The organism is Providencia sp. JGM181, assembly GCF_018257375.1.
In the GTDB taxonomy this organism is placed as follows: Bacteria; Pseudomonadota; Gammaproteobacteria; order Enterobacterales; family Enterobacteriaceae; genus Providencia; species Providencia lanzhouensis.
In genome coordinates this window covers 1-7,419 of sequence record NZ_JAERJY010000164.1, presented here as the reverse complement: position 1 = coordinate 7,419, position 7,419 = coordinate 1, and the positions used below count along the sequence as shown (strand labels likewise).

Annotated in this window: 6 protein-coding genes; 5 read left to right on the top strand and 1 reads right to left on the bottom strand. The window is 41.7% G+C overall.

Annotated features, from left to right (window positions below):
- Window positions 1-127 precede the first annotated feature (127 nt).
- The 4 genes from JK188_RS15515 (at window position 128) to JK188_RS15500 (ending at window position 4,365) form a co-directional block, all read left to right on the top strand.
- The gene (locus tag JK188_RS15515; protein WP_211885513.1) at window positions 128-2,068 is read left to right on the top strand and encodes a pyridoxal phosphate-dependent decarboxylase family protein; all 1,941 of its coding nucleotides are present in this window, start codon (window positions 128-130) and stop codon (window positions 2,066-2,068) included.
- A gap of 82 nt (window positions 2,069-2,150) precedes the next feature.
- Window positions 2,151-3,299, top strand: coding sequence for a tyrosine transporter TyrP (gene tyrP, locus JK188_RS15510; RefSeq protein WP_249215441.1), 1,149 nt, complete (start codon window positions 2,151-2,153; stop codon window positions 3,297-3,299).
- A gap of 306 nt (window positions 3,300-3,605) precedes the next feature.
- Window positions 3,606-4,145, top strand: coding sequence for a PadR family transcriptional regulator (locus JK188_RS15505; protein ID WP_249215392.1), 540 nt, complete (start codon window positions 3,606-3,608; stop codon window positions 4,143-4,145).
- A gap of 1 nt (window position 4,146) precedes the next feature.
- Entirely contained in the window at window positions 4,147-4,365 is a 219-nt protein-coding gene (locus tag JK188_RS15500) for a DEAD/DEAH box helicase (RefSeq protein WP_211885517.1), read from the top strand.
- A 189-nt stretch (window positions 4,366-4,554) separates the two neighbouring features.
- On the opposite strand, the gene JK188_RS15495 is transcribed toward JK188_RS15500, so the two are convergent.
- Window positions 4,555-6,300, bottom strand: a complete 1,746-nt coding sequence (locus JK188_RS15495; RefSeq protein WP_211885524.1) for an ABC-F family ATP-binding cassette domain-containing protein — start codon at window positions 6,298-6,300, stop codon at window positions 4,555-4,557.
- Between the two features lie 415 nt (window positions 6,301-6,715).
- Between JK188_RS15495 and JK188_RS15490 the strand changes: the two genes are divergently transcribed.
- On the top strand, window positions 6,716-7,192 hold the full coding sequence (locus JK188_RS15490; protein WP_211885526.1) for a GNAT family N-acetyltransferase: 477 nt from the start codon (window positions 6,716-6,718) through the stop codon (window positions 7,190-7,192).
- Window positions 7,193-7,419 lie beyond the last annotated feature (227 nt).

Sequence of the window (7,419 nt, the reverse complement as noted above, 5' to 3'; positions counted from 1 at the left end):
TTATGCCGCTGCGCATGAAACCGGTGCTAAGTGGACGGATGAACAGCGAAAATCCATTCAATCATCTGCAGTTGAGTAACTTAATGCAGCTGGTGCCAGCCAGCTGTAGTTTGAAGGTGTAGTGATAATGAATAATTTTAAAAATAAAAGCATGAACGTAGATGCATTGTTCCTCGGACCTAAATCTGAAAATGCGGTATTTTTCAGAGAAATGATGGAATATGCAGTGACTGAGCATATGCATTGGCGTTCTGGTTATCATCCTGAAGATCCCGATTTAATTACTACCGTCGATAGATATGCACCGGAATATCGGGATACGTTATATCGCACTGAAGGTATCCTTAATCAGCTTTCCTCAAAGTTGAAAACTACGTCAGTGCCTTGGTTTTCACCGCGTTACATGGGGCATATGAACGCGGATACTTTGATGATCTCCAATCTCGCGTATGTCATGGCTATGATGTACAACCCAAATAACTGCGCACAAGAATCTTCACCGACAACGACGGTATTAGAAATCGAAGCGGGGTTAGATTTATGCGGTATGTTTGGATATGACGTGCAAAAATCTTGGGGGCACATTACCTCGGGTGGCACAGTAGCTAACTACGAAGGGTTATGGGTCGCGAGAAACATTAAAACCTTACCTTTAGCCATGGCATCCCACCCTCAAGCCAAACAACTCTTAACTGATGTTTCAGAAAACGCGTTACTGAATATGCGTACCTGTGATGTATTGGATCTGATTGATGAGTTGAAAAAGCAAGGGTTGTTTGAAGAAATTCGCAATCTGACCTGCCGAGGCACCGGTGTTGAACAAGGTAAACTCGGTAAATTGTTAGTGCCGCAATCCAAGCATTATTCGTGGATGAAAGCGATGGATATCTTAGGGTTAGGGCAGCAAAACATTGTTCAACTTCCCGTTGATAAACGTTATCGCACGGATGTTTCGCAAATGCGTGACATTGTTTTCTCATTGATTGAAAAAGGCGAGCCTATTCTTGCAGTAGTCGCTGTTGTAGGTACCACTGAAACAGGTGCTATTGATAACGTCGCTGAAGTCATTAAATTACGCGAGGAATGTGAGCAACGCTTTGGCGTTTCATTCTATGTGCATATTGATGCGGCGTATGCAGGTTATGCCTGTGCAATGTTCCGTGATGAAAACAACCAATTCCTTGAATATGATGCGCTTATTGCACGTTACCATGACGAAGGTGTTTTCCCGCCAGATATCGTTTGGCCAAAGCCTGATGTTTATCAGAGTTTCCGAGCTTTAAACCAAGCTGACTCCATCACAGTTGATCCGCATAAAGTCGGTTTTATCCCTTATGCTGCTGGGGCGATTTGTATGAAGGACAAACGCATTGTCGATTTGATTTCCTATCATGCGGCCTATGTGTTTGAAGAAGTGAAAGAAAGTAGCCGTAAAACCGATAAGCAACAGAATGTATTACTGGGCTCATCGATTATGGAAGGCTCAAAAGCTGGCGCGACGGCAGCAGCAGTATGGGCTGCACATCGGTTAGTTCCGCTGAACTTATTGGGGTATGGCAAAGTCATTGCGGCTGGGGTAACAACCGCCAATTGGATGATTGAAAAAATCAATGCCAGCGAGCCGTTTGTGATTGATGGGCGTGAGTTTACATTGGCAGCGATGCCTGCACCGGATTTCCACATGATCAACTTTATGTTCAGGGAAACGGGAAACACCTCATTAGAGAAACAAAACCAGTTAAATAAACGTTTGTATGAACTCTGCTCTTATGCAGCAGGACGCACTTATGCAAATGATTTTTTAACGTCGTCAACATCACTAACCCATGAAGAGTACGGTGATAATCCTCAGAATCTGTGTCTAGAGGCGAATTTCAAGGAAGAGGAATGGCATAAAGTCCATTCAATTTATGTATTAAGGGCCGCAATTATGACCCATTGCCTGCGTGATAAACAGCACTTCGATAACTACTGGAATGAATTAAGAAACATCTTTGAAGACAAACTACAACAGCTCATTGATGAAGAAAATAAACGTAATCATTCCATTCAAAAAGTTAGTGTTTAATTAATTTTGTTAGGATCTCAATATGAAAAATCGCACACTTGGTAGTGTTTTTATTGTTGCAGGTACTACGATCGGCGCTGGAATGTTGGCAATGCCAATTGCAGCGGGAAGTAATGGGTTTTCAGTCAGTTTGGTGATGTTGTTTGGTCTGTGGGCGCTAATGTGCTACACCGCATTATTGCTGGTAGAAGTTTACCAGCATGAATCCCATGAAACAGGGATAGGTAGCGTTGCTCAGCGCTATTTAGGTTCGAGTGGGAAGTTCATCACAGGTTTCAGTATGATGTTTTTAATGTATGCCTTAACCGCCGCGTATGTGACGGGAGCAGGGCAAATCATTACCTCCAATCTGAAAGGCAGTTTTGCCATTGAAATGGCAGACTGGATGGGCATTGTCGTCTTTACCATCATTGGTGGTGGGGTTGTTTGCTTTGGTACTTCATCCGTCGATTTTATTAACCGCATCTTGTTTACCGCGAAAATCGTCTTTTTAGTGATCATTCTGGCAATGATGTTCCCGCATGTGGAACAGTTAAATTTATTGTCAGCACCAACCGATAAAATCCTGATCCTCGCGGCTATTCCAGTCTTCTTTACCTCGTTTGGTTTCCACGGAAGTGTACCAAGTGTCGTGAAATATATGGGGGGTGATGTCAAAAAACTGCGAATTATCTTTATATTAGGAAGTGCGATTCCTCTAGTTGCTTACATTTTATGGCAAATCGCTACGTTGGGCAGTATTGGCACGAATACCTTTGTGGGAATTTTAGCTGAGAATTCTGGGTTAAATGGACTACTGGAAGCCATTAAAGCGGTTGCGCAGTCAGGTAAAACTGAATTCGTCGCACAAATGTTTATGAGCCTTGCATTAGCCACATCATTCCTTGGGGTTGCGTTAGGCTTGTTTGACTTCTTAGCTGACTTGTTTAAGCGCCAAGATAATGCTTCAGGGCGTATTCAAACGGGGCTGATTACCTTTTTACCTCCGCTTGTTTTCGCATTGTTTTACCCAAAAGGTTTCGTGATGGCGTTGGGTTATGCGGCAATCGCGCTGTCTATCTTAGCGTTATTACTGCCAAGTGCGATGGCTCTGAAATCTCGTCATGTTAACCCTCGCAAATACCAAGTACTCGGTGGTAAGCCAGCATTAGTGATTGTGTTCCTGTGTGGTATCGCAGTTATCGGCATTCAGCTCGGTATTGTCTTCAAAGTTCTGCCGGATATTGGCTAACACTAACGAGTTATTGTTTTGATCTAGAAAGCCAGTTCTCTCGCAGAACTGGCTTTTTCCATTTACTTAGATCACTAAAAACACTTTTTGTACTCTAAGACACTAATTTTCTCGCTATCATAATGATAATGGTTATCATTAGCACGTAATGATAAAAACAGATATATCTAATTCTGGCATTATTCAGAAAACCGATTATGATATTAGATATATCGGTTTTTAATTCTTGCACATTTACTGAGAGATAAAATGGACAATCCAAAAACCCTCGATACATGTCTATGTGAGGGTAAAAGTGTTCGGCGCATGTTTAATCCAAAACAGCTGCGTATTTATATTTTGCATTTACTCGTAGATGGCGCGAATTATGGTTATGAACTGATAAAAAAAATCAGTGAGGAAACAGCTGGATTTTATTGCCCAAGCCCTGGCGTGATTTATCCGACACTGACATTACTGGAAGAACTGAATTTTATTTCAACCAGTAAAGAAACGGGTAAAGGGCGTAAATGCTTTGCTATCACGCCGGAAGGCCGCTGTTTTTTACTTTTGAAAGCGGACATTCTGGCTGAAGTTAAAATGAAGCTAAATTATGCGCAAGAGCTGAAAGCGGGTAACCAATTTGCCAATGAAATTGAGTTAGCGGTAGATAAATTCAAATCATTACTCCGGCATAAAATTGTATTACAGCAGTTATCAAAGCAAGAATCGGCTCAAGTGGTGGATATTATCAACCAAGCCGTAAAACGAATTGAGCAAGTGAATGAGGCGCTATTAGTTTCTGAAAATAACGTAGTCTCGGAAAATAATGCCGTTTTAGAAGAGAACACAGTAGAAGGAAAATAACATGGCAAAAACCCGTCATATTATTCAAGTTAAAGAGCAAATTCATATGAAAGAGACCATGCAGCCAGAACAAGTCATGCAGCCGGAAGAAAATAAGCAAATCGAGCCAAAAGATGAACAGCCAGATTCCGCGTCGAAGAGTAAGGTTAAATTTAAAGAAGTAGTTTGTCCTAGTGTGCCAATGTCATACTTTAAGCGAGCAAAAAAACAGAAATATTAAATTGAGTTAGATGTAACACAGTGTGGCAAAACAGTTATTCATAAAATGAGAGTAAATAGGGTGATTGACCCCATTTCACCGATAAGGATTTGCGTTACTTTATTAATAATTATTTTGTCACGGTATTGTTTTGTTATTGAAGTAATGAAAAGCCCCTAGTGCACGTTGGCATCTAGGGGCTTTATTATTTTAGATCTCTAGCAAAGTTTGAATTCGCTTCATTTCCTCAATCCACTGTTGCTGAAGAAGGGGCTTCTGATGAGCAACTTTACGTTGTTTATCCGCTGCCAACTTTTCTTCCAGCTCCAACAGCTGCTCAAGAAGGTCATCTTCATGAGAATGAGTTATGACCCCTTGAGTATTTTCAGAGATTAAACGGGTTTGGCTCTCTTCCAATTCGTTCTCTGAGAAGGCGGATTGTTTCTCTATCTTCTGGTAAATCTCTTCCAGATTCAGATACTCTTCCAAGCGATTATTATGAATATACCAATAACGCTGGCAACTATTCTCAATTAACCATTTATCATGACTAACGACTAACAGCGCCCCTTCGAATTGGGAAATTTGCTCGCTCAACGCTTCCTTACCTTCAAGATCAAGGTGGTTTGTCGGTTCATCCAGCAAAATTAGTGCATACTGTGCCAAACTTAGCCCAATAAATAACAAACGCGCTCGTTCACCACCGCTTAGCGTTGCCACTTTTTGCTGATGGCGAGAATAGACAAATCCTGCACTGATCAGCGCCATTTTTCGCTGTTCATCGGTGAGAGGGGCAAAATGCCGCAATGCATCGATTAAACTATCATGGTCATTCAGCTGCGCTAATTGCTGATCGTAATAACCCACGGAAATCGTTGGATGGAACTTTAATTGAGTTTCATAACGTAAATCCGCGAGGTATTGTTGCCAAATCAAACGCAACAGCGTGGATTTTCCGCAACCATTGGCGCCCATAATCGCAATACGGTCACCGCTTTTCACTTGCGAAAAGGGGACTGAAAACAGAAATTGCCCATCCGGCGTGGTGACTTGTGTATTATCCAACTCAAGCACTCGGTCCGCAGGAATCGCTTTTCCATTTAGCAACAATTGCCATTGATAGCCTTCAGTGAGGTCTGTTTGATCCTCTTTTAAACGATCTATCTGTTTTTCCATCTGCTTCGCTTTGCGGGCAAGCCCTTCATTATCATAAACCTTACCCCAAATCGCTAACCGCTTGGCACTCGATGCAATACGGTCAATTTCCTTTTGCTCGGCGTTAAAGCGATGCTCATCGGCGCGGTCGGTTTCTGCTAATGCTTGGCGTGCTTGGCTGCATGGAAGCCGATAAAAATGCAGAGTTTTATCCCGTAAAATCCACGTACTATTTGTCACCTTATCCAACAAAGATTGGTCATGAGAAACCAACACAAAACTACCTTTCCAACTTTGAAGGAAATTCCCTAACCAAATAAGGGTAGGTAAATCCAGATGGTTACTCGGTTCATCTAACAGCAATAAATCAGGCTGGCTGATTAATGCGCGTCCTAACAGTAAACGCGTATGCTGGCCGCCACTAATGGCATTTGCCGATTGCTCCCACTGATGAGGTGCAAACCCTAATTCCGTTAATAACACTTCCGCTCGCCAACGTTCAGAAACATGTTCTTGTGTAGGCGGTTTTTGCAGTAGCGCATCTATCAAAGTTAATGGCGCGACTTCCGCAGGAAGATGCTGCTCGATATATGCAGTAACGCAATGATTGGCATAGGTAATTTGCCCACTATTTGGCGATAACTGGGAGGTTAAAAGCTTCAATAAGGTACTTTTACCGCTACCATTGTGACCAATCAGACCAATACGGTCACCTTGCAATAAAGTGAAGCTGATATCAGACAGTAATGAGGTGGTGGATGTGTCGTAGTTTAATGATTTTACAGATAATAATGTGCTCATAGCTTACTCAAATTCTAGGCGTAAAAACGCCGGGTATCGTCGATACGACAACCCAGTAAGCTGAGAAAAGACTCTTTAGCTGCTTTGCTCAGGCAGGGTTATCGCAGTGTAACACTGTGAAAGCCCGAGCTCTGGCGATTACCAAAGAAGTGTGAGTATTCAATAAGATCACACAACAGCATAAGATTAGCCTCCTTTTTTATTTTCAATATTTCGGTTGAACAATGGGCGGATAATAGCAAAGAGGGGGATTTCAGAGCAATAGCAATAATTCATCCTGTTTATCTGTTGTTATGAATCATTGACTATAAATCATTCTTATAATGGCGTTGCTTTGATGAATAAAACTGCTGAGTGTTAGGGTTTAGTGCCATCGATGGTTAAAATTGAGCCTCAAACAACAAGAGAGATAATAATGGATATACAAATTAGAACGGCAACCCGTGAAGATGCCCCGCTGATTTTAGAGATGATTATTGAGTTAGCCGTCTATGAAAAAGCGCGTCATGAAGTAAAAGCCAGTGTTGCTGATATTGAAAACTCATTGTTCGCACCAGATTCCAAAACCGAAGCGTTACTGTGTTACGTTGATGGTAAACCGGCGGGTTATGCCGTATTTTTTACCAGTTATTCAACATGGTTAGGCAATAATGGGATTTATTTAGAAGATTTGTACGTTTCACCCGAGCGCCGTGGCGCGGGGGCAGGGAAAAAACTCCTCAAGCACATTGCTCAATTGGCTTTTGAACGCCAGTGCCAGCGCTTAGAGTGGAGTGTATTAGATTGGAATCAGCCAGCCATTGATTTTTACCAAAGCATCGGTGCACAACCACAAGACGAATGGGTGCGATATCGCATGGATGCTGAAACAATTGCGAAGTTTGCCAATTAATTTGCTAGCAAAGCAATATTAACTGCTAAAAAAACATTAACGCTTAAATAATATTTTCATCACCATGTCAAAGCCAGCAAATAACGTTGCTGGCTTTATTGTTACTTTTTTATATTCCTATCTACACTTGAAACAATCTCTTTTTTCGAGAGGGTGACTTTTTTGTGATACATAACGATTTAACCTAAGCTAAATTCTGATAAAGTTATAATAAATAATAAGATAGC

Bases quoted from the DNA above. Each gene is read 5' to 3' on its own strand.
- JK188_RS15515 (WP_211885513.1), top strand. From the start codon at position 128: ATGAATAATTTTAAAAATAAAAGCATGAACGTAGATGCATTGTTCCTC.
- tyrP (WP_249215441.1), top strand. From the start codon at position 2,151: ATGTTGGCAATGCCAATTGCAGCGGGAAGTAATGGGTTTTCAGTCAGT.
- JK188_RS15505 (WP_249215392.1), top strand. From the start codon at position 3,606: ATGTTTAATCCAAAACAGCTGCGTATTTATATTTTGCATTTACTCGTA.
- JK188_RS15500 (WP_211885517.1), top strand. From the start codon at position 4,147: ATGGCAAAAACCCGTCATATTATTCAAGTTAAAGAGCAAATTCATATG.
- JK188_RS15495 (WP_211885524.1), bottom strand. From the start codon at position 6,300: ATGAGCACATTATTATCTGTAAAATCATTAAACTACGACACATCCACC.
- JK188_RS15490 (WP_211885526.1), top strand. From the start codon at position 6,716: ATGGATATACAAATTAGAACGGCAACCCGTGAAGATGCCCCGCTGATT.